General features: G+C 63.9%; 21 protein-coding genes and 4 tRNA genes. 7 read left to right on the top strand and 18 right to left on the bottom strand.

Features of this window, described 5'->3' with window-relative positions; genetic code table 11:
* Positions 1–101: 101 nt before the first annotated feature.
* A complete protein-coding gene (gene rnr, locus MY55_RS10975) occupies positions 102–2,921 on the bottom strand; it encodes a ribonuclease R (RefSeq protein WP_065202356.1) in 2,820 nt (939 codons plus the stop codon).
* Between the two features lie 72 nt (positions 2,922–2,993).
* Between rnr and MY55_RS10970 the strand changes: the two genes are divergently transcribed.
* From MY55_RS10970 to MY55_RS10955, 4 genes are all read left to right on the top strand, one after another.
* Positions 2,994–3,080 (top strand) — tRNA-Leu (locus MY55_RS10970).
* Between the two features lie 49 nt (positions 3,081–3,129).
* Positions 3,130–3,216, top strand: a tRNA-Leu gene (locus MY55_RS10965).
* A gap of 46 nt (positions 3,217–3,262) precedes the next feature.
* Positions 3,263–3,349, top strand: a tRNA-Leu gene (locus tag MY55_RS10960).
* A gap of 56 nt (positions 3,350–3,405) precedes the next feature.
* Positions 3,406–3,492: transfer RNA gene (locus MY55_RS10955), tRNA-Leu, on the top strand.
* Between the two features lie 92 nt (positions 3,493–3,584).
* Here MY55_RS10955 and MY55_RS10950 read toward each other — a convergent pair.
* Together MY55_RS10950 and MY55_RS10945 are read right to left on the bottom strand one after the other, a co-directional pair.
* Positions 3,585–5,024 carry a DHA2 family efflux MFS transporter permease subunit gene (locus MY55_RS10950; RefSeq protein WP_230623384.1) on the bottom strand — a complete coding sequence of 480 codons (1,440 nt, stop codon included), beginning with the start codon at positions 5,022–5,024 and terminating at the stop codon, positions 3,585–3,587.
* Positions 5,025–5,112: 88 nt separating this feature from the next.
* The gene (locus MY55_RS10945) at positions 5,113–7,221 is read right to left on the bottom strand and encodes an acid phosphatase (RefSeq protein ID WP_065202355.1); all 2,109 of its coding nucleotides are present in this window, start codon (positions 7,219–7,221) and stop codon (positions 5,113–5,115) included.
* A gap of 177 nt (positions 7,222–7,398) precedes the next feature.
* Between MY55_RS10945 and MY55_RS10940 the strand changes: the two genes are divergently transcribed.
* Both MY55_RS10940 and MY55_RS10935 read left to right on the top strand, forming a co-directional pair.
* Positions 7,399–8,664 (top strand): cytochrome-c peroxidase, encoded by a 1,266-nt coding sequence (locus tag MY55_RS10940; protein WP_065202354.1) that lies wholly within the window; start codon positions 7,399–7,401, stop codon positions 8,662–8,664.
* 73 nt (positions 8,665–8,737) lie between these two features.
* The gene (locus MY55_RS10935; protein ID WP_043576271.1) at positions 8,738–9,088 is read left to right on the top strand and encodes a VOC family protein; all 351 of its coding nucleotides are present in this window, start codon (positions 8,738–8,740) and stop codon (positions 9,086–9,088) included.
* A 76-nt stretch (positions 9,089–9,164) separates the two neighbouring features.
* Here MY55_RS10935 and MY55_RS10930 read toward each other — a convergent pair whose 3' ends face one another.
* From MY55_RS10930 to ndk, 15 genes are all read right to left on the bottom strand, one after another.
* Positions 9,165–10,460 (bottom strand): adenylosuccinate synthase, encoded by a 1,296-nt coding sequence (locus tag MY55_RS10930; protein WP_065202353.1) that lies wholly within the window; start codon positions 10,458–10,460, stop codon positions 9,165–9,167.
* Positions 10,461–10,498: 38 nt separating this feature from the next.
* Positions 10,499–11,650, bottom strand: coding sequence for an ATP phosphoribosyltransferase regulatory subunit (locus MY55_RS10925; RefSeq protein ID WP_065202352.1), 1,152 nt, complete (start codon positions 11,648–11,650; stop codon positions 10,499–10,501).
* Between the two features lie 105 nt (positions 11,651–11,755).
* Positions 11,756–12,637, bottom strand: coding sequence for a protease modulator HflC (gene hflC, locus MY55_RS10920; protein WP_065202362.1), 882 nt, complete (start codon positions 12,635–12,637; stop codon positions 11,756–11,758).
* The gene (gene hflK / locus MY55_RS10915) at positions 12,637–13,827 is read right to left on the bottom strand and encodes an FtsH protease activity modulator HflK (RefSeq protein ID WP_043576279.1); all 1,191 of its coding nucleotides are present in this window, start codon (positions 13,825–13,827) and stop codon (positions 12,637–12,639) included. Before hflK ends, hflC begins: the two co-directional genes overlap by 1 nt.
* Positions 13,814–14,944: a ribosome rescue GTPase HflX gene (gene hflX / locus MY55_RS10910; protein WP_065202351.1), complete on the bottom strand. Its 1,131-nt coding sequence runs from the start codon at positions 14,942–14,944 to the stop codon at positions 13,814–13,816. The genes hflK and hflX overlap by 14 nt, the downstream gene beginning before the upstream one ends.
* Positions 14,945–15,041: 97 nt before the next feature.
* Entirely contained in the window at positions 15,042–15,302 is a 261-nt protein-coding gene (gene hfq, locus MY55_RS10905) for an RNA chaperone Hfq (RefSeq protein WP_043576283.1), read from the bottom strand.
* 89 nt (positions 15,303–15,391) lie between these two features.
* Positions 15,392–16,804, bottom strand: a complete 1,413-nt coding sequence (gene der / locus MY55_RS10900) for a ribosome biogenesis GTPase Der (RefSeq protein ID WP_043576286.1) — start codon at positions 16,802–16,804, stop codon at positions 15,392–15,394.
* Between the two features lie 13 nt (positions 16,805–16,817).
* Positions 16,818–17,957, bottom strand: coding sequence for an outer membrane protein assembly factor BamB (gene bamB, locus MY55_RS10895; RefSeq protein ID WP_043576288.1), 1,140 nt, complete (start codon positions 17,955–17,957; stop codon positions 16,818–16,820).
* 4 nt (positions 17,958–17,961) lie between these two features.
* A complete protein-coding gene (locus MY55_RS10890) occupies positions 17,962–18,591 on the bottom strand; it encodes a YfgM family protein (protein WP_047236368.1) in 630 nt (209 codons plus the stop codon).
* A gap of 16 nt (positions 18,592–18,607) precedes the next feature.
* Positions 18,608–19,879 carry a histidine--tRNA ligase gene (gene hisS, locus MY55_RS10885; protein WP_043576293.1) on the bottom strand — a complete coding sequence of 424 codons (1,272 nt, stop codon included), beginning with the start codon at positions 19,877–19,879 and terminating at the stop codon, positions 18,608–18,610.
* 30 nt (positions 19,880–19,909) lie between these two features.
* Positions 19,910–21,199, bottom strand: a complete 1,290-nt coding sequence (gene ispG, locus MY55_RS10880; protein WP_047236367.1) for a flavodoxin-dependent (E)-4-hydroxy-3-methylbut-2-enyl-diphosphate synthase — start codon at positions 21,197–21,199, stop codon at positions 19,910–19,912.
* Between the two features lie 15 nt (positions 21,200–21,214).
* On the bottom strand, positions 21,215–22,138 hold the full coding sequence (locus MY55_RS10875; protein WP_065202350.1) for a helix-turn-helix domain-containing protein: 924 nt from the start codon (positions 22,136–22,138) through the stop codon (positions 21,215–21,217).
* 34 nt (positions 22,139–22,172) lie between these two features.
* Positions 22,173–22,883, bottom strand: coding sequence for a type IV pilus biogenesis/stability protein PilW (pilW, locus tag MY55_RS10870; protein WP_047236366.1), 711 nt, complete (start codon positions 22,881–22,883; stop codon positions 22,173–22,175).
* A 32-nt stretch (positions 22,884–22,915) separates the two neighbouring features.
* Complete coding sequence (rlmN, locus tag MY55_RS10865) at positions 22,916–24,010, bottom strand: dual-specificity RNA methyltransferase RlmN (RefSeq protein WP_047244395.1); 1,095 nt, start codon at positions 24,008–24,010, stop codon at positions 22,916–22,918.
* Positions 24,011–24,084: 74 nt separating this feature from the next.
* Positions 24,085–24,510 (bottom strand): nucleoside-diphosphate kinase, encoded by a 426-nt coding sequence (gene ndk, locus MY55_RS10860; RefSeq protein WP_043576304.1) that lies wholly within the window; start codon positions 24,508–24,510, stop codon positions 24,085–24,087.
* A 132-nt stretch (positions 24,511–24,642) separates the two neighbouring features.
* Between ndk and MY55_RS10855 the strand changes: the two genes are divergently transcribed.
* Positions 24,643–25,452, top strand: coding sequence for an SPOR domain-containing protein (locus MY55_RS10855; RefSeq protein ID WP_065202349.1), 810 nt, complete (start codon positions 24,643–24,645; stop codon positions 25,450–25,452).
* Positions 25,453–25,626: the final 174 nt, after the last annotated feature.

Below are 25,626 nucleotides of genomic sequence, written 5' to 3'. Positions count from 1 at the left end.
TGGAGCCTCTTTCTCCGCCAGCCCGAAAGCACAAAAAAAAATCGGCCAGCGCGATCTGCGCTGGCCGGTCTTGGATACCTATTAATATAGATAGCGTCCAATCACTCCTCGTCGCGACGCTTGCCATTCCCCTTGATCGCCACACGACGCTTGCGTACCGCCGGCTGCCTTTCCTCCCCGACAACAGGCGTGGACGTCGCAGCGCTGACTTGAGCTTCAGGCTCTGCTTGAGCAGCAGGCTTCGCTTGAGCAGCAGGCTTCGCTTGAGCAGCAGGCTTCGCTTGAGCAGCAGGCTTCGCTTGAGCAGCAGGCTTCGCTTGAGCAGCAGGCTTCGCTTGAGCAGCAGGCTTCGCTTGAGCAGCAGGCTTCGCTTGAGCAGCAGGCTTCGCTTGAGCAGCAGGCTTCGCTTGAGCAGCAGGCTTCGCTTGAGCAGCAGGCTTCGCTTGAGCAGCAGGCTTCGCTTGAGCAACAGGCTTCGCTTGAGCAACAGGCTTCGCTTGAGCAGCAGGCTTACCCTGCTCGACGGCCTGAGCGGCTGGCGCAGCGACAGCTTCAGCCGCACGGTTCCGCCCCGCAGTTTGGCGGCTACGTCCCTTTGGCGCCGCCGGCAAGCCTGCCGGCTTGCTTTCCCGCGCCTCCGGCGCTTCCGCCGCGGGCGCTGCTCGGTTTCCGCGACTGCGCCGCGACGACCTGGGCGCATCGCCTTCGGTCTTGCCAGAGGCAGCCGACGTCTCTGAAACGACTGGCGTTTCGCGCACCAGCGCGAAATCCACCTGGGCGCTTTCCAGATTGGCGCCCATCACTTTAACGGTCAACGCGTCGCCCAGCCGGTACTGCATGCCGCTCTTCTCGCCGACTATCGCCTGGATGTCCTTCTTGAAGTGGAAGTAGTCCTTGCCCAACTCGGAGATATGCACCAAACCTTCGACATACACGTCGTCCAGCAACACAAATACGCCGAAGCTTGTGACCGCGCTGATCTTGCCCTGGAAAACCTCGCCCACCTTGTCGCGCATATAGTAGGTTTTCAGCCAAGACTCGACGTCGCGGCTGGCATCGTCGGCGCGGCGCTCGGTCATCGAACAATGCACGCCCAAGGCAGCCCACTTGCCCGGCTTGTACTTTTCGTTCTTCAGCACCGCCTTGATCGCGCGGTGCACCAGCAAGTCGGGGTAACGGCGGATAGGCGAGGTGAAATGGGTATATGCCTCGTACGCCAAGCCGAAGTGGCCGTTGTTCTCCTGGGTGTACACCGCCTGCTGCATCGAGCGCAGCAGCATGGTCTGCAGCACCGGCGCGTCGGGGCGGCCGTGGATTTGCTCCGCCAAAACGGCGTAATCCTTGGCGCTGGGCTTGTCCGCGCCGCCCAGCGTCAGGCCGACCAGGCGCAGATAGGCGCGCAGGTTTTCCAGTTTTTCCGGCGTCGGCCCCTCGTGCACCCGGTACAGCGCCTTGTGGCCGCTCTTCAGCAGGAAATCCGCCGAGCAAACGTTGGCCGCCAGCATGCACTCTTCGATCAGGCGATGCGCGTCGTTGCGCACCACCGGCACGATGCGGTCAATCTTGCCGCTATCGTTGAAGATCATCTGGGTTTCGACCGAATCGAACTCGATGGCGCCGCGCTTGGCGCGCGCCGCCAGCAGAATCTTGAACAGCGCGTACAAATCTTTCACGTGCGGCAGCATCGGATGATCGCTGCCGTTCTGCAGCCAATCCCACACCTGGTTGTAGGTCAACCGGGCCTTGGAGCGCATCACCGCCGGATAGAACTGGTACTTCTTCACTTCGCCCTTGGCGTTGATCTGCATGTCGCAGACCATGCACATGCGCTCCACATCCGGATTGAGCGAGCAGATGCCATTGGACAACGCCTCCGGCAGCATCGGGATCACCCGGCGCGGGAAGTAAACCGAGGTGCCGCGATTGAGCGCCTCCTTATCCAATGCGTCTGCCGGCTGCACATAGAAGCTGACGTCGGCGATGGCCACCACCAGGCGGAAGCCCTTGCCTTTCTTTTCCGCGTACACCGCGTCGTCGAAATCGCGCGCGGTTTCGCCATCGATGGTGACCAGCGGCAGCTCGCGCAAATCGACGCGATCCTTGCTCCAATCCTTCTTGCGCACTTTCTTCGGCGTTTCCTTCGCCTGCAGCAGCGCGTCGTCGGGGAAGCGGTGCGGAAGATCGTGCTTGCGCAGCGCGATCTCGATCTCCATGCCCGGATCGGCGTAATTGCCCAGCACCTCCGTCACCTGGCCGACCGGCTGGTGGTGGGCATCCGGCTGCTGCAGGATCTCCACCATCACCACCTGGCCCTCCTTGGCGCCGGCCTCGCCGCCCGGTTCGATCAGAATACTATGGTTGATGCGCTTGTCTTCCGGCAGCACCACCCACACGCCGCGCTCGCGCTGGATGCGGCCGACCAGGCGGGTGACCGCGTGCTCCAGCACCTCCACGATGCGGCCCTCCTGCCGGCCGCGCCTGTCCACGCCCGACGGCCGCACCATCACGCGATCGCCGTGCATCACTTTTTTCATTTCGCGTTCAGGCAGGAAGATATCCGCGCCGGAACCTTCGCCCTCATCCGGCATCGCGAAGCCGAAGCCATCGCGGTGGCCGGACACCTTGCAGCGGACCAGATCCAGTTTCTGGGCGACGCAGACCGCGCCCTTGCGATTGATGATGACCTCGCCGTCACGCTCCATCGCGCGCAGGCGGCGTTCAAAGTAGAGAATCTCGGCCGGAGCGATCGACAGCATCTGCGCCAATTCGTCCGGAAACAGCGGCACCCCCTGCTCGGCGAGAATCTGCATCAAGAACTCGCGGCTGGGCAAGGGATTGGAATATTTGAGTTTTTCCCGCTCCAGGAAAGGATCCTGGTCACGCAGGGAAAGCTTTTTTTGTTTTTTTTGCGATTCAGCCATTGACACCCTCAATATTATGTCTATAATTCGCATCTCGTTGCAGCTATGCAACAGATGATACAGCAAAGCGATGCCCAGGTGGCGGAATTGGTAGACGCACTAGGTTCAGGTCCTAGCGCCCGCAAGGGTGTGGAAGTTCGAGTCTTCTCTTGGGCACCATCTTACTATTGTAAGCTTGTTGTTTTGCTGGCATCATAAAATCTGGTTGGCCCAGGTGGCGGAATTGGTAGACGCACTAGGTTCAGGTCCTAGCGCCCGCAAGGGTGTGGAAGTTCGAGTCTTCTCTTGGGCACCAACATGATTTATAGTATGTAAGGCCTTACAGCCAGCAGTATTTTGTTGCCCAGGTGGCGGAATTGGTAGACGCACTAGGTTCAGGTCCTAGCGCCCGCAAGGGTGTGGAAGTTCGAGTCTTCTCTTGGGCACCAACAAAATTCAGTAAGGTCAGCGCTTAGTCGCTGGCTGGAAGTAGACAATTTGCTTTGCCCAGGTGGCGGAATTGGTAGACGCACTAGGTTCAGGTCCTAGCGCCCGCAAGGGTGTGGAAGTTCGAGTCTTCTCTTGGGCACCAAATGAAAAAAAGCCGCAGATCTCTGATCTGCGGCTTTTTTGCGTTTGTCGTCCCCGCGAGGGAAGCCGGCGTCGCCGGCCCCCTGCTTCTGTTTACTTTTCCTCTCCGCCCTCATGGCCCGCCGATACCTGCTGGCCGGCGTCCCGCTCCAGGCTGAGGAACAGCAGGCTGGACAAGGCGGTCAGGCTGCCCATGAACAGGAAGGCGTGGCCGAAATCGCCGGCCGTCAGCTGCTGATGGCCCTGCAGCCAGGACGCGGCCTGCAAGGCAAACGCCCCCACCGTCACGCCAAAGCCCGCCGCCAGCTGTTGCGCGACGCTGGACAGGCTGGTGGCTTGGCTCAGTCTATCCTTGTCCACATCGGCGAATGTGATGGCGTTGAGGCTGGTGAACTGCAGCGAGCGCAGACAACCGCCCAGCACGAACACCATCAGCAACACCCAATGCGGCGTGTCCGCCTGGAACAGCGCGTACACCGCCACCGAGCAACCAGCCAGAATGCTGTTCAACACCAGCACCCGGCGGAAACCGAAGCGCTGCAGCACCTTGGCCACTATCGTTTTCATTCCTATCGCGCCCATCGCGGTGGAGCAAGTGAGCAGGCCGGATTCAAACGGCGAAAAACCGAAGCCCAACTGCAACATCAGCGGCAACAGGAAGGGAATGGTGCCGATCCCGACGCGGAACATGAAGCCCCCGACCACCCCGGCATTGAAAGTGGGCAGCCTCAGCAGCGACAAGTCCAGCAGCGGATGCTGCTGGCGGCGGTAATGCCACAGGTAGATCAGCAGCAGCGCGCCCCCCAGCAGGCTGAGCCAGATCGACGCCGTCACCGACAACATGTGCTTGCCCTCGGTGGCCAGCCCCAACATCAGCATCGACAGGCCGGCGCCGGTCAGCAGGAAGCCCCACCAATCCAGCCGCGGCACCTCGTCCTCTTTCAGATTGGCGATGAAACGGCCGGCCAGAGCCAGCCCCAGCAGACCAATGGGGATGTTGATCAGAAAAATCCAGCGCCAATGGAAATAGGTGCTGATGAAGCCGCCCAGCGGCGGCCCAATCACCGGCCCCAGCAGCGCCGGCACCGTCAGATAGCTGAGCGCCCGCACTAGGTCCGCCTTGTCTATGGTGCGCAGAATCACCAGCCGTCCGACCGGCACCATCATCGCGCCGCCTATGCCTTGCAGAAAGCGCGCCATCACGAAGCCGTGCAGGCTGCTGGTGACGGCGCACAGCAGCGATCCCAGCATGAACACCAGAATGGCGGAACGGAAAATGCGGCGCGCGCCGAAGCGGTCGGCCATCCAGCCGCTGATCGGGATGAACACCGCCAGGCTGACCAGATAAGACGTCAGCGCCAGTTTCAGCGAGATCGGATCGACGCCGAGCTCCAGCGCGATGACGGGCAAAGAAGTGGAGATCACGGTGGCGTCCATGTTTTCCATGAACAGGGCCGTGGCGACAATCAACGGCGTCAGCATGCCGGGGGCGATTTTCAACTGCATGACGAAGGGATGAGGGTGACTAGTCATCCAGTTTACCATCTGGAACCGCGCAAAGCCGTACGGACAAAAACAAAAGCCACCCGGACACCGGGTGGCTGATCTCGGTCTATGCGCCTTATTTGCGGTCGAAAGCCAACGCGCTGGTGAAGTCGCCCATCGGACGGCCGCCGTTGCGCACCAGGGCGGCATCGCGCCCCGCCACGCCCGGCAACGCCTTCAGCCCGAAACGTCGGGTCAGGAAGCGCAGGATGGAGCCGGTATCGTACTGGGTATGGTCGACATAGCCTTTCTTGGCGAAAGGCGAAATCAGGATGGCCGGAATGCGGGTGCCCGGCCCCCAGCGGTCGCCCTTCGGCACTTGCGCGTGATCGTAGAAACCGCCGTTTTCGTCATAGGTCACCACCACCAGCATATTGCTCCACTGCGGGCTTTGCTGCAGCTTGGCGATCACCGAAGCGATATGGGCGTCGCCGTCGGCCACGCTGGCATAGCCGGAATGCTGGTTCAAGTTGCCCTGCGGCTTGTAGAAGGCCACTTGCGGCAACTTGCCGGCCGCGGCGTCCGCCAGGAAGCTCTGGTCGAAATCCTTTAGATGCGCATTGCGGTAATCCGCCTGCGCGGCGGGATCGAAAGCGGCGAAATAGTTGAATGGCTGGTGGTGCGGCTGGAAGTTGGGTTGGCTGCCGTTATAGATATTGCCGCGATCGGCCAGCGAAGCCGCCCAGCCGCCCGAATACCAGGCCCAGCTGATTTTCTTGGCGTCCAGACGATCGGCGATCGTCGCCTGGCTTTGCGCCGGCAACGTGGTCGACTTGCTTGGATCGGCATACTGGGCCTTGTCCGCCGGCGCATTGCCGCTGGGCTGGAACGGCGGCTGCATGGTGTTCACCGCATAGTATTTGCCGGCGCTGTCCTTCGGCGTCAGGTTGCCGTCATTCAGGTATTTGGCAGTGCCGGACAACACCGAAGCCGGCGCATTGGCGGCCGGCGTCAGACGCAGGAAATTGCCTTTCGCATCGGTGTCTATCGCCGAGATGCTGCCCTTGGCCGGCGAAGTATCCGCATTCGGATATTCCGGCGCACAGGCGCAAACCAGATATTGGTGATTGAGGAAGGAGCCGCCGAAAGCGCCCATGAAGAAATTGTCGGCCAGCGTGTACTGCTGCGCCAGCTTCCACATCGCCATCTGGCTGCCGTCGTAATAGCCCATAGACAAGCCGCCGGCGTCGGAATAGGCGGCGAATTTGTCATTGGCGCCGCCATTGATCTGCATCTGGTTGTTATAGAAGCGGTGCACCAAGTCGCGCGTCACCACCGATTGCGGCACCACCACGCCGGTGCCGTTCAGGCCCTTGGGGTCGTCGATCTGGAACGGCTTGTTGGCGAAATTCATGGTCTGCGCCTGGGTCAGCGTCACCGTCTGGCCGGCGGCGGTCAGGCCTCCCCAGGTGGGCGGCAATACCGGCAGCGCGGAATTGTCGAAATCCTTCTGCGGCGAGTACTGGCCCCTGGATGCCGGATTCACGCCCGGAATGCCGTCGGCGCCGGGGAACAGGCCGTACAGATTGTCGAAGCCGCGGTTTTCGGCGTAGATCACCACCACGTTCTTGATGTCGCTCAGCGCCATGCGCTTGTGCAGGCTGGCCTTGATGTCGCCGCCGTTGCCCGCCTCCTTCACCGCGTCCGCGATCGCGTCGATGTTCTGGTTGATGGCCGCCTTCAGCGTCGCCTTGATGTCGGGATCGCTTTCCTTGTTATGGTCTGCCATCACCTTGTCCGCAGGCACGCCCAGGCGGTCGGCCACCGCATTGCGCGCCGCGTTCAGATCGCCGCCGTTGCTGTCCATCAGATCCGCCACTTCCGTCGTCAGCGAACTGACCACACCGCCGCTGTTCGCCGGCGCGCGGAATACCAGCGGCTGGGTCACCGCCGCCGCTGTGCCGGTATCGGGATCGTAGCGGGTGGCGTCGGTGCCCACCTCCACCACCAGCGCGCCGCCGCCGTTCAAGCTGAACGCGCCGTTGTCGTCGGTATAGGCGCTGGGCTCTCCCGCGTCGCAACGGCCGTTGCCATTGCTATCGAGACACACTTTGGCATGGCGGAAATAGCTGCCGGTGACCACGCCGCTGGTGGCGTTGGCGGAAGGGCTGGAAGAGCTGCCGCAGGCGCTCAGCACGGCGGCGCTGATCAGGGTCAGCGCCAGTCCACAGGTCAGGCGATTCATCGCGCATTTCCTAAATTTAAGAAGGGAAGCGCGGATTATCACCATGGAATGTTACACTCCATTTACATTCTGTTAATTTTCTTCGTAGTGGAACAATCGCCGCAGCCATCGCGCGATTTCATATTTTTGTCATTTTTTTGCCTTACAGTCGCCGCCAACTCATCCTCCGCCCATGCCATGCACGCTTCCACCCCCTGGTTATTGACCCTCAGCTTGATTGTCGGCGGCGCCCTGGCCGTCTCCGCGGCAGCCTCGCACGCCACCCCGGCCGCCAAACCGGCATACGCCGACGCCAGCTACACGCCCGGCGCCCATCCGCCATCCGCCAAACAACTGGAAGCACTGGGCAAGCAATTGTTCTTCGATCGCGGCCTGTCGGCATCGGGCCGGATGTCCTGCGCCAGCTGCCACAGCCCCGACCACGCCTACGGCCCGCCCAACGGCCTCGCCGCGCAGCTTGGCGGCCTGGATGGCAAGCAGCCGGGCACCCGCGCCGTGCCGTCCTTGCGTTATCTGCAGAACGTGCCAGCCTTCAGCGAACACTTTCACGACAACGACGGCAACGACAGCGAAGACGCCGGCCCCACCGGCGGCTTCACCTGGGACGGCCGCGCAGATTCCACCCATAGCCAAGCCGCGCTGCCTCTGCTGGCCGCCAACGAAATGGCCAACGGTACGGCGGAAAACGTCGCCAGGAAACTGCAGGCATCGCCCGTGGCCGCCACTTTCCGCCAACTATTCGGCAAGGATGTCTTCCAGCGCCCGAAGCAAGCCTTCGACAAGGCCGTGCTGGCGCTGGAAGTATTCCAGCAGAATCCCGCCGAGTTTTATCCCTATAGCAGCAAGTACGATGCCTATTTGCGCGGCCAGGCCCAGCTCTCCGCCGCGGAAATGCGCGGCCTGAGGGTTTTCAATGACCCGGCCAAGGGCAATTGCGCGTCCTGCCACCTGAGCCAGCGCAGCGAGAGCGGCGCCTTCCCCTCCTTCAGCGACTTCGGCCACATCGCGGTCGGCGCGCCGCGCAATCCGGACATCGCCGCCAACCGCGACGGCCACTATTACGACCTGGGGCTGTGCGGCCCGGCCCGCACCGACTTCCGCAACCGCGCCGACTACTGCGGCCTGTTCCGCACGCCGGGCCTGCGCAACGTCGCCACCCGCAAAGTGTTTTTCCACAACGGCGTCTTCCACGACTTGCGCCAGGTGCTGCGCTTCTACGCCGAACGCGACGTGAAGCCGGAAAAATGGTACCCGGCCGGCCAGAATGGCAAACTGGCCAAGTTCGACGACCTGCCGGCGCGCTACCAGGGCAACGTCAATATGGAAGCGCCGTTCGGCGGCAAGAAAGGCGGCAAGCCGGCCTATGGCGAACGCGACATCGACGACATGCTGGCTTTCCTGAAAACGCTGAACGACGGCTATCAGCCGGGCAAGCGCGGCTGAGCGCGGAGGCAGCCCCGCACTGCCCATCTCCACCTATGATGAACAGATACACAGGCGCCATAGGAGAATCGCCATGACTGTGCAGCGCATCGTCGCCAACCTCGCCGCCGCCGACCCCGCCCGCGCCGACGCGTTCTACCGCGGCCTGCTGGGCCTGGACCTCATCATGGACCACGGCTGGATCCGCACCTATGGAGCCGACAGCCGAATGCAAACCCAGCTCAGCTTCGCCAGCGAAGGCGGCTCCGGCGCGCCGCTGCCTGCGCTGTCGATCGAAGTCGACAACCTGGACCAGGTTCTAGCGCGCGCGCGTGAAGCCGGTGTCGCCATCGAATACGGCCCGGCCAGCGAGCCGTGGGGCGTGCGGCGCTTCTTCGTCCGCGATCCGTTCGGCACCCTCGTCAACATCCTGCAGCACGAATAGCGCGCCGCCGGCCGCGCCGGGCAAACAAAAAGCCCACCGCGTCGCGGTGGGCTTATTCATGCGGCAACCGTAGGGCTTACAGGCCGTAGGGGTGATCCAGCACGATGGTCTCTTCGCGGTCCGGACCGGTGGAGACGATGGCAACCGGCGCGCCGCATACTTCGGCGATGCGGGTCAGGTAGGCCTGGGCGTTGACCGGCAGGTCTTCCCAGCGCTTGGCGCCGAAAGTGGATTCGGTCCAGCCCGGCATGCTCTCGTAGATCGGTTCGCACTTGGTCACCGCGTCGGAGCCGAACGGCAGGATGTCCACGCGCTGGCCGTCCAGCATGTAGCCGACGCACAGCTTGATCTCTTCCAGGCCATCCATCACGTCCAGCTTGGTCACGCACAGGCCGGTCACGCCGTTGATCTGGATGGAGCGCTTCAGCGCGGCGGCATCGAACCAGCCGCAGCGGCGCGGGCGGCCGGTGACCGAGCCGAACTCGTTGCCGCGCTTGGCCAGGAACATGCCGATCTCGTTGTCCTGCTCAGTCGGGAACGGGCCGGAGCCGACGCGGGTGGTGTAGCCCTTGACGATGCCCAGCACGTAGTTGAGCATCTGCGGCGCCACGCCGGCGCCCGGCGCGGCCGCGCCGGCCACGCAGTTGGACGAGGTGACGAAGGGGTAGGTGCCGTGGTCGATGTCCAGCAGCGTGCCTTGCGCGCCTTCGAACAACAGCGGCACGCCGGCCTGGTTCATGTCGTACAGCGTGCGCGACACATCCGCCACCATCGGCTTGATGCGCTCGGCCAGCAGCATGGTCTGCGCCAGGATGTCGTCGAAGCTTACCGGCTCGGCCTGGAACAGCTGGGTCAGCAGGAAGTTGTAGTAATCGACGTTTTCGCGCAGCTTGACGGCGAAGCCGGCCGAGTCGAACAGGTCGATCACCTTCAGCGCGCGGCGCGCCACCTTGTCTTCGTAGCAGGGGCCGATACCGCGGCCGGTGGTGCCGATCTTGGCTTCGCCCTTGGCGGCTTCGCGCGCCTGGTCCAGCGCTACGTGATACGGCAGGATCAGCGGGCAGCCTTCGGCGATCTTCAGGCGGGCGGTCACGTTGACGCCGGCCTCTTCCAGTTCGCCGATTTCCTTCAGCAGCGCCTCGGGCGACAGCACTACGCCATTGCCGATGTAGCATTCCACGTCGGGACGCAGGATGCCGGACGGGATCAGGCGCAGCACGGTTTTCTTGCCGCCGACCACCAGGGTGTGGCCAGCGTTGTGGCCGCCCTGGAAGCGCACGACCGCGCGCGCGTGGTCGGTCAGCCAGTCAACGATCTTGCCCTTGCCTTCGTCACCCCACTGGGTGCCAATCACGACAACGTTCTTGGACATTGGAAAAAACCTCTTCTTCAGTCAGATTCAAACAAAAATCAGTTAAAAGGAGCCAGTTGCCATCCATCGGCAGCAGGCACCAGCTCGCGGTCGCAATTAAGCGCCACCGCGGACTCTCCCAGGTAGTCGACCACCACCATTTCGCCGGCGGCGCGCAGGCGCGCCACCTCTTCCGCCGCGGCCGGCAGATGGCGGGCCGCCACCCGCACGCCGCGGGACGAGTCCCGCTCCGGCAGGATGCGCACCAGATCGCGCAGATCCAGGCTGAAGCCGGTGGCGGGACGGGCGCGGCCGAAACGGCGGCCCACATTGTCGTAGCGGCCGCCGCGGGCGATGGCGTCGGACCAGCCCGGCGCATAGGCGGCGAACATCAAGCCGGTATGGTAGAAATCGCCGCGCAGCTCCGCCAGATCGAAGCTCAGCTCCACCCGGCCTTGCACCGCGCGGGCGATGGCAGCCAGCTGCATCAGGCCCAGCTCGACCTCCGGCAGCGAAGGCAGGCGGGTGCGCGCCTTGTCCAGCACGCTGGCCGGGCCATACAGCTCCGGCAGCGCGAGGAAGGCGCTCTTGTACGGCTCGGCCACGCCGGCCACCAGCTCGGCGATGCTCGCGACGTCCTTGTTCTGCAGCAGGCTGAACAGCTCGCGCGTCACCCCCGGCGCCAGGCCGGCGGCGGCGGCCAGGCCGCGGAAGATGGCGATATGGCCGACATCCAGCCTTAGCTTCTTCACGCCGGCTTTTTCCAGCGTCGACAGCATCAGGTCGATGATTTCCAGGTCGGCCTCGATGCCGGCGTAGCCATACAGCTCGGCCCCCACCTGCAGCGGCTCGCGCGAGCTGGTCAGGCCGGACGGACGGCTGTGCACCACGCTGCCGGCGTAGCACAGGCGGGTGACGCCGGTGCGGCCGCCCAGCAAGTGGGCGTCGATGCGCGCCACCTGCGGCGTGATGTCGGCGCGCAGGCCGAGCTGGCGTCCGGACAGCTGGTCATCCAGCTTGAAGGTTTTCAGGTCCAGCGTGACGTCGCCTTCGCTGACCAGGGAATCGATGTACTCGATCAGCGGCGGCAGCACCAGCTCGTAGCCGGCCACGCGGAAGCCTTCCAGCATCGCGGCCTTGGCCGACTCAACCTGCCGGGCGGTGGCCGGCAGGATGTCGGCGATATATTCGGGTAACAGCCAGTTGCGCATTTCGTTTCAACAGAATAAAAGGCGGGGTGGTCGCCCGCCTTGTTATCAGCAAACTGGCCAGGTCGCCCCGGCCAGTCTTCTTAAAAACCTCAGATTGTCAGTCCGCTACTTGCCTTTGCTCTGCCCCGCCTGCGGATTCTTCAGGTACTTGAAGAAGTCGCTGCTCGGGTCCAGCACCAGCACATCGCTCTTGTTCTTGAACGATTCCTTGTAGGCGTCCATGCTGCGCCAGAACGCGTAGAACTCCGGGTTCTTGCCGTAAGCCTCGGCGTAAATCGCCGCCGCCTTGGCGTCGCCCTGCCCCTTCAGCGCCTGCGCCTTGCTGTAAGCCTCCGCCAGGATCACCTCGCGCTGCTTGTCGGCTTCGGCCCGCACCCGCTCTGCGTCGGCAGCGCCTTCGCTGCGCAGCTGGCTGGCCACGGTACGACGCTCGGACTGCATGCGGTCGTAGACGGAACTGCTTATTTTATCCGGAAAATCGACGCGTTTTAAGCGCACGTCGAGAATTTCCACACCTATTTTACGCGCATCCGCGTCCGCGCGCTTGCGAACCGTCTCCATCACCTGGTCGCGCTGGCCGGAAATGACGTCGGCAACCGTTTTCTGGCCGAACTCGGCGCGCAGGCCGTCATTGATGGTTTGCTTCAGGCGCGCCACCGCGGCGGCCTCGGAACCAACGCTCTTGTAGAACTGTGACACATCTACCACACGCCACTTCACGAAGCTGTCCACCAGCACGTTCTTCTTCTCGCGGGTGTTGAACAGCTCGGGCGCTTCGGCGTCGATGGTCTGCACGCGGCGATCGAAATAACGGACGTTCTGCAGCAACGGAATCTTGAACTGGATGCCCGGCTGGGAGATCACCTTCACGACCTCGCCGAACTGGAATACCAGCGCGAACTGGCGCTGATCGACGGTAAACAGCGACAGGCTGGCGACAAACAACGCGCCCACGACTGCCACCACGGCGGGAATCATTCTTTCCATCATCGCTCCGCTCCAAAGAAATCGCGACCGCGCGAAATTTCGCGCCCGTTCTTAGCCGCCGGCGGCGTGGCCGTGGCGGGAGCGGAGGCTGCGGGAGCCTGCGGCGCGGCGGGGGATGCGGGAGCCGACATCTGCATCAGCTTGTCCAGCGGCAGGTAGAGCAGGTTATTGCCGCCCTTTTGATCGACCAGCACCTTGCTGCTGCTGTTCATGATTTGCTGCATCATGTCCAGGTACATGCGCTCGCGCATGACCTTGGGCGCCTTGTTGTATTCGGACAACACTTGTTTGAAACGCTCGGCGTCGCCCTGGGCGCGCGCCACCACCTGCTGCTGGTAGCCTTCGGCTTCCTGCTGCAGCCGCGCCGCCATGCCCTTGGCCTTGGGCACCACCTCGTTGGCGTAGGCCATGCCCTCGTTCAGCAGCTTGTCCTTGTCCTGGCCGGCCTTCACCGCGTCGTCGAACGCCGCCAGCACCGCTTGCGGCGGCTGCACGTCGTTGATGTTGACCTTGGCGATGCGGATGCCCACCGCGTAGCGGTCGAGCACGTCCTGGATCACCTTGCGCGCCTCGGCGGCGATCTGGGCGCGGCCCTCGTTCAGCACGAAGTCCACCTTGTTGCGTCCCACCACCTCGCGGATCGCGGTTTCCGCCGCCTGCTTGACGATGTCCTTGGCGTCGCGCTCGCGCGCGGCGTTGTTGAACAGGAAGGCGCGCGCGTCCTTGATGTCGTACTGCACCGACAGCTGCACATCGATGATGTTCTGGTCGGCGGTCAGCATCAGCGACTCTTCCGGCACGCGGTTCTGCGCGCTGCCGCGATAGCCGACTTCCACGCTGCGCAGCTCGGTCAGGTTGACGATTTCCACCTTTTCGAACGGATACGGCGCATGCCATTGCAGACCGGGTTCAGTCAGGCGATTGAAGCTGCCCAGGCGCAGCACCACGCCCTCTTCGCGGGCGTCCACCACGTAAAAGCCGCTGGCCAGCCACAAGGCTGCCAGCACGCCGACCACAGCGAGGGCGCCGCCTTTGTAGGATGGCGGCGCGCCGGCGCCGCCCGGGCGGCCGGCGGTAGGCTTCGCCCCCAATAGGCGGGCCAGTTTCTGGTTCAGGTTACGGAACACTTCATCGAGGTCCGGCGGCCCATTCTGGCCGTTCCGGCCACGGTTCGGGTCATTCTGCGACATGCTCGTATGGTTCTTTATGGTTATTTGCGGAAGGTTGCACCCTTTCGGCAATCGCCTCGCGCAAGAGTTCCAGCCCGATGCCCTTCAGCGCCGACACCCGCACCGCGGCGATTTCGCCGTTTTCGCCGCGTTCGATTTCCGGCGGCAGATCCTTCAAGTCGCACTTGTTCCACACGATCAGCTGCGGGATGCCGTCGGCGTCGATCTCGGCCAGCACCTTGTTCACCTCGTCGATCTGCGCGTCGCGCGTCTCGTTGGCGCAATCGACCACGTGCAGCAGCAGATCGGCCTGCACCGTTTCCTCCAGCGTGGCGCGGAAGGCCGCCACCAAGGTGTGGGGCAGGTCGCGGATGAAGCCGACGGTGTCGGACAGCACCACCGAGCAATCGTGATGGAGGAACAGCTTGCGGCTGGTGGTGTCCAGAGTGGCGAACAGCTGGTCGGCGGCGTAGATGTTGGCCTTGGTCAGCGCGTTGAACAGCGTGGACTTGCCGGCGTTGGTGTAGCCGACGATGGACACCGAGGCGATGCCGGCGCGGGTGCGGCTCTTGCGCTGGGTGCTGCGCTGGCGCTGCACCTGGGCCAGCCGGTCCTTCAGCGATTTCACCCGGATGCCGAGCAGGCGGCGGTCGGTCTCCAGCTGCGTTTCGCCGGGACCGCGCAGGCCGATGCCGCCCTTTTGCCGCTCCAGGTGGGTCCAGCCGCGCACCAGGCGGGTGGACAGGTGCGACAGCTGCGCCAGCTCCACCTGCAGCTTGCCTTCGTGGCTGCGCGCGCGCTGGGCGAAGATGTCGAGAATCAGGCTGTTGCGGTCTATCACCCGGCATTGCAGCGCGCGCTCCAGATTGCGCTCCTGGCCGGGGGACAAGGCGTGATTGAAGATCACCACATTGGCGCCGGTGGCGCGCACCACGGCGGCAATCTCCTCCACCTTGCCCTTGCCGGCGAACAAGGCGGCATCCGGGCGCTGGCGCTTGCCCTCCACCTTGCCCAGAATCTCCACATTGCTGCTGCGCACCAGCTCGGCAAACTCCGCAACGCTTTCCTGGTAATCGGCATCACCAAAATCCAGGCTGACCAGAACGGCCTGGTCGCCTAAGTCGGGACGATCAAACACGGTTTGCTACACCATATTGAGTACGGCGATAAATGACAAAGGCCGAGTGACCGCATCTTGCGATGCGGCCAATCGGCCCGGTCTGTGCGGCGGCGCCTTAAGCGTCCTGCGCCTGTTCCTGCTTTTGCGCCGGATGTTCGTGCGGGATGCTGACCGGGCGGGCCGGCACCACGGTGGAGATGGCGTGCTTATAGACCATCTGGGTCACAGTGTTCTTCAGCAGCACCACGTACTGGTCGAAGGATTCGACCTGACCCTGCAGCTTGATGCCGTTGACCAGATAGATGGAGACCGGCACGTGTTCCTTGCGCAGGATATTCAGGAACGGGTCTTGTAACATTTGCCCTTTAGAGCTCATTCGTTTTTCTCCGAATCGTTGATTGTTGTATTGACTATGCAGCGAACAGCGGCGGCCTGCTTATTTTTAGCAGAAAACATTCCGCCGTACTATTTTTTGCTGCTTTTGCCGTAGCGAACTTCTTTTTCCCTGCCCCGCATCTTGGACATCGGCTTGGGCTTGGCGCGAGACTTTTCCTTGCCTTCCTCGGTGTCGAACGGGTTTTCCGACGACTTGTACTGCACCCTCAGCGGGGTACCCTGCAGTTTGAACACTTTCCGGAAAGTATGTTCCAGATAGCGGGTGTAGCTGGCCGGTATATTGTCCAGCGCGTTGCCGTGCACGACGATGATCGGCGGGTTCTGGCCGCCCTGGTGCGCATAGCGCATCTTGGGACGGATCAGGCCCGAACGCGGCGGCTGCTGGCGCTCCAGCGCCACCTGCAACACCCGCGTCAGCTTCGGCGTCGCCAGCTTCACCATCGCCGCGCGATAGGCTTCGTCGATGGATTTGAACAAGTCTGCCACACCGCGGCCCTCGATGGCCGAGATGTAATGAAACTTCGCAAAATCGAGGAAGTTCAGCTTGCGGGCGATCTCGCGGCGAACATTGTCCTTCTGCTCGCTGTCCAGGTTGTCCCACTTGTTGACCGCCACCACCAGCGCGCGCCCCGCCTCCAGCGCGAAGCCGGCGATGGTGGCGTCCTGCTCGGAGATGTCCAGCTGCGCGTCCAGCACCAGCACCGCGACGTTGGCGTCTTCGATCGCCTTCATGGTCTTGATGACGGAAAACTTCTCCAGCATCTCGTTGACCTTGGCGCGGCGGCGCACGCCTGCGGTGTCGATGATGGTATAGGTATGGCCTTCGCGCTCAAAATCAATATAGATGCTGTCGCGCGTGGTGCCGGCCTGGTCGAATGCGATCACCCGCTCTTCGCCCAGGATGGCGTTCACCAGCGTGGATTTGCCGACATTGGGCCGGCCGATGACGGCAAACTTCGGATGGCGGCTTTCTTCTTCCTCCACTTCGTCGGGGAAGGTTTCCAGCACCAGTTCCATCAGTTCGCGCACGCCGTCGCCGTGGGCGGCGGAAATCACCAGCGGCTCGCCCAGCGCCAGTTCGTGGAACTCGGCGCCGGCGATGGCGTGGCGCATGCCCTCGGCCTTGTTGACCGCCAGGTAGACCGGCCGGTCAAGCTGGCGCAGGCGGTTGGCGATGATCTTGTCTTGCGGCGTCAGGCCGGAGCGGCCGTCCACCAGGAACACCACGGCGTCCGCCTCGTCGACGGCCTGCAACGTCTGCTTGGCCATTTCGAACAGGATGCCTTCGTCGACCACCGGCTCGAAACCGCCGGTGTCGACCACCAGGTACGGCTTCTCGCCCACGCGGCCTTGGCCGTAGTGGCGGTCGCGCGTCAGGCCCGGCTGGTCGGCGACCAAGGCGTCGCGGCTGCGGGTCAGCCGGTTGAAGAGGGTCGACTTGCCCACATTGGGGCGGCCGACCAGAGCTACGGTAGGTTTCATGTAATACTGCTTTTTATCCCAGATTCAGCATCGCCAGGCGGCCGTCCTGCCCCTGGATCAGGGCGGAGGAACCGAGCGATACCGGTTGATTGACCGGCCCGGAGGTGCCGATCTTGCTGCGTCCGACAATGCTGCCGCTCTCGTTGGATAGCAGATGGGCATAGCCTTCGCCATCCACAACCAGCACGAAGCGCCCGATCATGGCCGGGCCGGAAACATTGCGGTACTTGAGTTCATCGTTTTTCCAGAGATTGCGCCCGCTCTGGCGGTCGTAAGCCCAGATCGAGCCGTCCTCGGCCGTCACGTAGACATTGCGCGCGTCCATGGCCAAACCGCGGCTGGACGACACCTCGCGGCCCCACAACAGGCTGCCGTTGCGCGCCTCGAAGCAGGCGACGCGGCCCTGGTAGGCCACCGCGCACACCTGGCCGCCGTCGTAAGCCGGGCGGCTGGTCACGTCGGTGACGCGCTCCAGCTCGGTGGCGCCGCGCGGCGTGGCCACCGCGCCTTGCCACAGCGTGTTGCCGGTCTGCGGATTGACGATGTCCAGGCGGCCGCCGGCCTGCCCCACCATCACCGCCTCCTTGCCCACCGCGCGCATCGAACCGTTGTTGCGCACGGTCAGTTGCGGCAGCACATTGCCCACCGACCACTGCTGCTTGCCGTCCGCCAGGCTGAAGCCGGTCAGGCGGGCGTCGTTGGTGCGCACCACCACGATGTCGCCGGCGATCTGCGGCGCCTCCAGCATCAGGCTGGTCAGCGGCTGCTGCCAGACGATCTTGCCGCTCTTGCGGTCCACCGCCAGCAGCTTGGCGTCGGCGCTGCCGACCAGCACCACGTCGCCGCTGACGGCGACGCCGCTGGCGAGCGCGCGCTTGAGCGCCACATCGGCCTGCACCCGGCCGCTGAGCGCGTCGACGCTGCGGATGCGGCCTTCGGCGTCGGCGCTCACCACATTGCCGCTATCGTAGACCGGCAGGAAGCTGGACGCCGGGCCCGCCTGCTGCAGCGACCATTTCACATCCAGCGCCTGCAGCGGCTTGATGTTGGCCAGCGGCGTCGGCTGGAACTGGGAAGAGCCTTCGAACCAGCTGGCGCAGCCGGCCAGCAGCATCGAGGACAGAACGGTGGTAAGCAACAGTTGGCGGCGCATGCGGTCAGGCTCCCAGCGCGTCGAGTTTGGTCTGGACCAGCTGGCGGACCGGGCTTTCTTCCACCAGCTTGGCCAGGGCGGCCTTGTAAGCGTCGCGGGCGGCGGCGTTGTCGCCCTTGGCGACGAACACATCGCCCTTCAGCTCCAGGTACTGCGCGTCGAAAGCGGCCGGGTGCTCCTGATTCAGCTCGGAGATGGCGGCGTCGTACTGCTTCTGATCCAGGTGCAGCGAGGCCAGGCGCATGCGGGCGATGGCCTGGATCGCCTCATCCTTGCCGTTTTTCGCCGCCCATTCCAGCTGGCTGGTCGCCAGCGCCGGGTCGTTCTTGTCGAACGCGGCCTTGGCCAGCACCAGCGCGCTGCGGCTGGCGTAGATGGTGCCGGCGTATTCGCCCTGCAGCAGCTGGGCCGCGGACTTCAGCTTGGCGATGTCCTTGGCGGCCACCGCGCTGTCCACCGCCTCATAGGCTGCGGCGGCTTTCTCGGACTGCTCCTTCTGGTGCCACTGGTAGCCCTTGAAGCCGAAGGTGCCCAGGCAAACCGCCAGCACCGCGCCGCCGATCAGCTTGCCCCATTGCTGCCAGAATGCCTTCAGCGAATCGATCTGTTCCTGTTCCTGCAAGTCGAACGCCATTGCGTTCCCCTTTCTATCAAGCTTTCAGAGTGGCGAGGGTGGCCAGAACCGCATCGGCCGCCACGGTCTGCTGGGCGATGTCGGCGCGCAGCGCCTTGATCACCACCTGACCGGCCTGGATTTCGTTTTCACCGACGATCAGCGCGAACTCGGCGCCGCTGCCGTCAGCCTTTTTCATTTGCGACTTGAAGCTGGCTTCGCCCAGATGCTGCACCACCGAGTAGCCGGCGGCGCGCAGGGTTTGCGCCAGTTTCATCGAGTACAGGCCTGCGCCCTCGCCCTGGTTGACCAGATAGACATCGACGCTGCGCTGCGCCGGCAACAGGTTCTTGTCCTGCAACAGCAGGAGCACGCGCTCCATGCCCATGCCGAAGCCGATGCCGGGCGCGGCCTTGCCGCCCAGTTGCTCCACCAGTCCGTCGTAGCGGCCGCCGGCGCAGACGGTGCCCTGGGCGCCCAGCTCGCTGGTCACCCACTCGAACACCGAGCGGTTATAGTAATCGAGACCGCGCACCAAGCGCGGATTTTCGACGAATTCTATGCCCAGCGCGGCGATCATCGCCTTCCAGCCGGCATAGTGGGCGCGCGACTCCTCGCCCAGGTAGTCGGATAACTTGGGCGCGTTGTCGGCCATCTCCTGCAGCGCCGGGTTCTTGGTGTCCAGCACGCGCAGCGGGTTGGTGTACAGGCGGCGCTTGCCGTCCTCGTCCAGGATGTCGACGTGGCCCTCCAGATACGCGATCAGCGCCTCGCGGTGGGCGGCGCGCTCTTCGGCGTTGCCCAGCGAGTTGATCTCCAGCCGCACGTACTGGCTGATGCCCAGGCGGCGCCACAGATCGGCGGTCATCGCGATGATTTCGGCGTCGATGTCCGGACCGGCCAGGCCCAGCGCCTCCACGCCCACCTGGTGGAACTGGCGGTAGCGGCCCTTCTGCGGACGCTCATGGCGGTACATCGGGCCCATGTACCACAGCTTGGGCGCGGCGTTGTAGAGCAGATTGTGCTCGACCACCGCGCGCAGGGTGCCGGCGGTGCCTTCCGGGCGCAGCGTCAGGCTGTCGCCGTTCAGGCTGTCTACGAAGGTGTACATTTCCTTCTCGACGATGTCGGTCACCTCGCCGATGGAGCGCACGAACAGCGGCGTGCCCTCGACGATGGGGGTGCGGATGTTCTGGTAGCCGTAATCGGCCAGCAGCTTGCGCAGCACCCCTTCAAAATATTCCCACTGGTACGACTCGGCCGGCAGCACATCGTTCATGCCCTTGACCGCTTGGTATTTCTGACTCATTGCTGTCTTCTTGTATCCGCTTGATCTGAATTATCTGGCGTCCACCGGACGGATGGGAATGGTGCGAGGCGCCGGCGCCTCGCGGCGCTTGGCGCCGCCCTCGCCGTAACGGGTTCGCACATAGTCGTCGACGATGGCTGTGAACTCGGCTGGGATGTTGTCGCCCTTCAGCGTCACATCCTTCTGGCCATCGACATACACCGGCGCCACCGGCACTTCGCCGGTGCCGGGCAAGCTGATGCCGATGTCGGCGAGCTTGGATTCGCCCGGACCGTTCACCACGCAGCCCATCACCGCCACCTTCATGTCCTCGACGCCCGGGTACTGCAAGCGCCATACCGGCATCTGCTCGCGCAGATAGCCCTGGATATGGTCGGCCAGTTCCTGGAAGAAGGTGCTGGTGGTGCGGCCGCAGCCGGGACAGGCGGTGACCAGCGGCGTGAAGCTGCGCAGGCCCATGGTCTGCAGCAGCTCCTGCGCCACCACCACTTCCTTGGTGCGCGCCTCGCCCGGTTGCGGCGTCAGCGAGATGCGGATGGTGTCGCCGATGCCTTCCTGCAGCAATACCGCCAGCGCGGCGCTGGAGGCGACGATGCCCTTGCTGCCCATGCCGGCCTCGGTTAGCCCCAGGTGCAAGGGGTAATCGCAGCGGCCGCCCAACTCGCGGTAGACGCTGATCAGATCCTGCACATTGCTGACCTTGCACGACAGAATGATGTTGTTCGGCGACAGGCCGAGCTCCACCGCTTTCTCGGCCGACTCCAGCGCCGACACGATCAGCGCCTCCTGCATCAGCTTGGGCAGCGGCAGCGGCTGGGCGGCGCGGCTGTTGGCGTCCATCATCCGCGCCAGCAGCGCCTGGTCCAGGCTGCCCCAGTTGACGCCGATGCGCACCGCCTTGTCATGCTCCATCGCGGTGCGGATCATGAAGGCGAACTTGTCGTCGCCCTTGGCGCCCTTGCCGACATTGCCCGGGTTGATCCGGTACTTGGCCAACGCCTTCGCGCAGTCCGGGAATTCCTTCAGCAGGCGGTCGCCGTTGAAGTGGAAATCGCCGACCAGCGGCGCGTCGCAGCCCATATCGTCGAGCCGGCGGCGAATTTCCGCCACCTGGGCCGCGGCCTCCAGCGAGTTGACGGTGATGCGCACGACTTCGGAGCCGGCCTGAGCCAGTTGGTACACCTGTTCCACAGTGGCGGCCGCGTCGGCGGTGTCGGTATTGGTCATCGACTGCACCACCACCGGCGCGTCCGAGCCCACCAAAACATGCCCCACCCGCACCTGGCGGGTCAGGCGGCGCGCGATGTTCACGCTATCCATTCGCTACCCTACGCATTACTTGAGTTGAATCTTGGCGGTGGTGCCGCGGATCTTGCCGCTCAAATCCACCGGCTTGCCGTTGTAGTTCAGTTCCACCTGGCTGGCGTTGCCCACCACCACCTTGAACGGCGCGAGGCCGGTCACTTCGGTGGCGTTGCCCGGCTGCATCACCTGATAGATCAGGCGGCGGCCATTGGCGTCCTGCACCGACACCCAGGCCGCGTCCTTGACATTGACGCTGACGCGGTCGCTTCCTTCTGCCTGCGGCGCGCTGGCGGCTGCAGGCTTGGCGACTTTTACCGCGGCCGCGGCGCTGGCCACGGGCTTCGCCACTGGCTTGGCGGCGGCCTGCGGAGCCGACGCCTGCGGCTTGCCCTGCGCAGCGGGCGCCGGAGCCGCGGCAACCGGCGCGGAAGCGGCCTTGTCCGCTGCGGGCGCAACGGCCTGCGCGGCCGAGGCCTCATGTTGCTGGGTCAGCATCGGCGCCAGCTGGTTGTCGGCGCTGCCGGCCTGCTTGGCGGCGGAGTCGGCGTCGCGGTTGGCGTACCAGGCGCCGCCGCCGGCCAATGCGGCCGCCACCACCAGCAAGGCCAGCCATTTGCCGGCGCCGCCGCCGGCCGGCGCCGGTTCCGGCTCTTCGGCTTCATGAGCGGTTTCGCGCGCCGCGGTACCCTTGACCAGATTGGCCACTTCATTGACCGCGGATGGGAAATGCTGCTCCAGCGCCTGCATCAGCGGCTCGGGATCCACTTCCAGAAAGCGCGCGTAATTGCGGACAAAGCCGCGGACGAAGGTCGCGCCCGGCAGCGCGTCGAAATCGTCGCGTTCTATTGCGTCCAATTGCCTGAGCGACAGTTTCAGCCTGTCAGCCACTTCCCCCAGGCCAAGGCCGGCCGCTTCGCGGGCGGCTTTCAAGCGGGCGCCGATACCGCTGGGCATAGGCGAGTCGTGATGTTCGATTTTTTTTCCATCCTCAGCTTCCACTCAACAGCAGTTGTGTTTCCCTGGAGTCCGGATACCGGTTTTTCAGCGCATTGGCGCATTCGCCTTCCAAAGCGCCGTCACCGGTCTTGCGGGCGATTCTGGCTCCCAGCCACAGGTCGGCCGCGGTCAAACCGTTTTGGCCGCCGTTGCGCAGCCGTCCGAAATAGAAGGCGGCCAGCTTGGCGTTGCCCAGGCCCAGGTGCATTTCGGCCAGTTCGCGCAGCGCCGGCGCATAGTCCGGCGCCAGCCGCAGCGCGCCCAGCAGGTAATCGTTGGCCTGCTCGGTTTGCCCCAGCTTGGCGCTACAGCGCCCCAGATTGAGGTAAGCCGCTTGCGGCGCGTCGTACAGCGGATTGGCCAGCGCCTTCTGGAACAGCGCCAGCGAATCCTGTGCCCGGCCGTGCTCGCACAGGAACAGGCCGTAATTGTTGTTGGCTTCCGAATTGGCCGGATCCAGCCGCAGCGCCTGCCGGAAGTCGTCTTCGGCCAGACCGTTCTGCTGCAATAGGCCCAGCACGTAGGCGCGGGTCACGTAGGCGGTGATGAAGGACGGATCCGCCTTCACCGCCTGGTTGGCGTTGTCCAGCGCCGATTTCAGATTGCCGATGCGGGCATACTCCACCGCCAGCTGGCTGCGGATCTGCGCCAGCTCGCGGACGTTGCCCGCGGCCATGGCGAAAGTGGAAACGCCAAATGCCAACAGCCATCCAGCCCACCACTTTCGCCATGTCATCATAGTTTCTTGTCCTCGACTATCTGCATCCACTTGGCCTGGCGCCGCGTCTTGTCCTGCACCTGGCCGGCCAGCTGGCCGCAGGCGGCGTCGATGTCGTCGCCGCGCGTCTTGCGCACCGTGACCACATATCCTCGTTCTTGCAGAATTTCACGGAAAATGCGAATCGCGTTGTTGCTGGAGCGATCATAACCCGAGTTAGGGAACGGGTTGAACGGGATCAGGTTGAACTTGCACGGCACCTCCCGCACCAATTCCAGCAATTGGCGAGCATGTTCCGGTCTATCGTTGACCCCGTCAAGCATCACATATTCGAAGGTGATGAAATCGCGCGGCGCCTTTTCCAGATAGCGACGGCAGGCCGCCATCAGCTCCGCCAGCGGATATTTCTTGTTGATGGGCACGATTTCGTCGCGGATCACGTCGTTCGGCGCATGCAGCGACACCGCCAGCGCCACCGGGCACTCCTCGCGCAGCCGGTCCATCTGCGGCACCAGGCCGGAGGTGGACAGCGTCACGCGGCGGCGGCTCAATCCGTAGCCATGGTCGTCGAGCATGATCTGCATCGCGCTGACCACGTTGTCGAAGTTGGCCAGCGGCTCGCCCATGCCCATCATCACCACGTTGGACACCACGCGCTCGTTCTTCGGCGTCACGCCCATCGCCTTGTTCGCCCACCACAGCTGGCCGATGATCTCGGCGGTGCTGAGGTTGCGGTTGAATCCCTGGCGGCCGGTGGAGCAGAACGTGCACTCCAGCGCGCAACCCACCTGGGATGACACGCACAAGGTGCCGCGGTCGTCTTCCGGAATGAACACGGTTTCCACACCGTTGCCGGTGCCGACGTCGAGCAGCCACTTGCGGGTGCCATCACTGGACTCCTGCCCGGTCATCAGCGAAGGCACGCCCACCACGGCGCGCTCGTGCAGCTTGGCGCGCAGGCTCTTGGCAAGGTCGGTCATCGCGTCGAAATCGGCTTCGGCCATCTGGTGCATCCAGCGCATCACTTGCTTGGCGCGGAACGGCTTCTCGCCCATTTCTGCGAAATGCTGGGTGAGTTGGTCCAGATTGAAGTCGAGCAGGTTGGTTTTCATGCAATCCTCAAGAGGGAAAAGAGGCCGCCTCAGACGACGGCAGCCTCCGGTCGATCAACTACCTATATCTGAGATTAGCGCGAGCTGATCTCGGAAGCGGCGAAGAAGTAGGCCACTTCGATGGCAGCGTTTTCCACGCTGTCGGAACCGTGAACGGCGTTGGCGTCGATCGATTCGGCGAAATCGGCGCGGATGGTGCCGGCGTCAGCCTTCTTCGGGTCGGTGGCGCCCATCAGTTCGCGGTTCTTCAGCACGGCGTTTTCGCCCTCCAGCGCCTGGATCATCACCGGGCCGGAAACCATGAAGTCAACCAGGTCCTTGAAGAAAGGACGCTCTTTGTGCACGGCGTAGAAGCCCTCGGCTTCGGCGCGCGACAGCTGCTTCATCTTGGCGGCCACGACCTTCAGGCCGGCGGACTCGAAGCGGTCGTAGATTTTGCCGATGACGTTCTTGGCTACGGCGTCCGGCTTAACGATGGACAAGGTACGTTCAATTGCCATATAAATTCTCCCTAACGACAAGACAAGTGGCTAAACTTGAGTATTATTACGCCACTCGGGTTACCCAATTCTGACGAACCCGCTATTTTAGCAGTGTTTTCAAACACGTGCTGCACATTCCATCCAGGCACCATGCGCGAACAAAACCAACAGCAACCGCCGGCCGACGGCGACAATGAATCCGACCTCAACAGCAAGCTGAAAAAACGGCTATGGATCGCCGGCGGACTGGTTGCCGTCGCGCTGGCCGCGATTCCGCTGATGGACGCGCTGACCAAACCCAAGATGGACATGAGCAGCGACGCGCAAAGCCCCAGCTCCGGCAAGATCGTCAAACCGGCGGCATCCAGCCCGTCAGCCGGCGCCATCGCGCTGCCCAAAGCCGCCAGCGCCGCCGCGGAGCAAAGCAGCGCCCCCGCCGCCGAACCCGCCAACCGCGCGCCGGCGACGCCGGCCGAAACCAGCCCGGCCAGCCCGGACCTCAGCAAGACCCCGGCCGTCGCCAACCAGCAGGCCAGCCGCCACGCCGGCGCCCCCCACCCCGCGGCGCAGAACAAGCCGGCCGCGCCGGAAAAAACGCCGCCAGCCGCAACCGCCCGCCAGCCGGCCCCTCCCACCCGCAACGCCGCGGCCGCCCCGCAGCCCGCCGCCCCGCAGCCCGCCGCCCAGCAAGAGGCGCCGCCGGCCAAAATCGCCGCCGAAGCCCCCGCCAAGGCGCAGCCCGCCGGCAGCTCGGTCGGCTACCAGGTGCAACTGGGCCTGTTCGCCAGCATGGGCAACGCGCAAAAGCTGGTCAAAGACCTGCAAAAACACGGCATCGCCGCCCACACCGTCACCCGCGTGCAACTGGGCCCCTTCAAAACCCGCGCCGAAGCCGACGACGCGATGAGCAAGCTGCGCAGCCTGGGCTATTCGCCACTGCTTGCCGCCGAAGGCCAATAAGCCGGACAGCAAAAAGGCCCGCTTAGCGGGCCTTATTTTATTTATGCTGCCGATTTCATTCGGATATTCAAACAAGCGCATTCGCCGGCGCGCCATGCGAAAAGCCCCCAAGCTTTCGCCTGGGGGCTTTTCATGTTTCTGGCAGGCGATACAGGGCTCGAACCTGTGACCCTC

It is taken from the genome of Chromobacterium subtsugae, from assembly GCF_001676875.1.
Taxonomy (GTDB): domain Bacteria; phylum Pseudomonadota; class Gammaproteobacteria; order Burkholderiales; family Chromobacteriaceae; genus Chromobacterium; species Chromobacterium subtsugae.
This window is presented reverse-complemented; position numbering and strand designations above follow the sequence as displayed.